1 protein-coding gene and 1 pseudogene are annotated in these 1,072 nt (G+C 74.8%); one reads left to right on the top strand and one right to left on the bottom strand.

Annotated elements, in window-relative coordinates; all coding sequences use genetic code 11:
* Positions 1-749 (top strand): annotated as a pseudogene (gene manB, locus AB0N07_RS51930) (phosphomannomutase/phosphoglucomutase); the annotation flags it as partial.
* A 10-nt stretch (positions 750-759) separates the two neighbouring features.
* Here manB and AB0N07_RS51925 read toward each other — a convergent pair.
* Positions 760-1,072: phosphoribosyltransferase (locus tag AB0N07_RS51925; protein ID WP_365848096.1), on the bottom strand; the 313-nt coding region annotated here is incomplete at its 5' end.

Raw genomic sequence — 1,072 nt, 5'->3', positions numbered from 1 at the left:
TCGTGGAGCACGGCGCGGACATCGGCCTGGCCTTCGACGGCGACGCCGACCGCTGCTTCGTGATCGACGAGCAGGGCGCACCGGTCTCCCCCTCCGCGATCACCGCCCTGGTGGCCCGTCGCGAGATCGCCCGCGCGAAGGCCGACGGCGAGCAGACCCCCGTGGTCATCCACAACCTGATCACCTCCCGCGCCGTCCCCGAGCTCGTGGCGGCCGACGGGGGCCGGGCCGTGGAGACCCGCGTGGGCCACTCCTTCATCAAGGCGGTCATGGCCGCCGAGTCCGCCGTGTTCGGCGGCGAACACTCCGCGCACTACTACTTCCGCGACTTCTTCAACGCGGACACCGGCATGCTCGCGGCCATGCACGTGCTGGCGGCCCTGGGCGGCCAGGAGCAGCCGCTGTCCGAGCTGGCCGAGGAGTACGAGCCGTACGTGGCCTCCGGCGAGATCAACTCGCAGGTCGAGGACAAGGACGCCGCCGTGGCCGCGGTGGTGGCGCAGTTCGCCCCCGCCGTGGGCGAGGGCGCCGGCGAGGGCCAGGCCGTGCACGAGGACTTCGCCGGGGTGGCCACCACGGTGACCCGCATGGACGGCACCACGGTCGCCGCCCAGGACGGCACGTGGTGGTTCAACCTCCGCCCGTCCAACACGGAGCCGTTCCTGCGCTGCAACGGCGAGGCCCGCACGGCCGCCACCATGGAGGCGCTCCGCGACGCCGTGCTGGCGATCGTCCGCGCGGAGCGCTGACCTCGGCGGCTCATCCGGCCTGGGCCAGGACGAGCGGCAGCACCCCCTGCGCGCCTGCCTCGCGCAGCACCCGCGCAGCCTCGGCGAGCGACCACCGCGAGTCGACGAGGTCGTCGACGAGCAGCACGGGGCCGTGCCGGCCGGCGTCCGGGGCGGTGCGCAGCATCTGCGCCATCGCCTCGGGGACGGCGAACCGGCCGTAGACGGACCCGAGCCGGTAGGCGCTGTTGCCGCCCGGCCCGGCCGTGGGGCCGCCGCGCGCGTGCTCGAGCGAGCCGAGGAACGGCAGCCGGCCGATCCGGGCGATCCCCTCGGCGAACGAC

The sequence above is a fragment of the Streptomyces sp. NPDC051172 genome, from assembly GCF_040682555.1.
In the GTDB taxonomy this organism is placed as follows: Bacteria; Actinomycetota; Actinomycetes; order Streptomycetales; family Streptomycetaceae; genus Streptomyces.
This window is presented reverse-complemented; position numbering and strand designations above follow the sequence as displayed.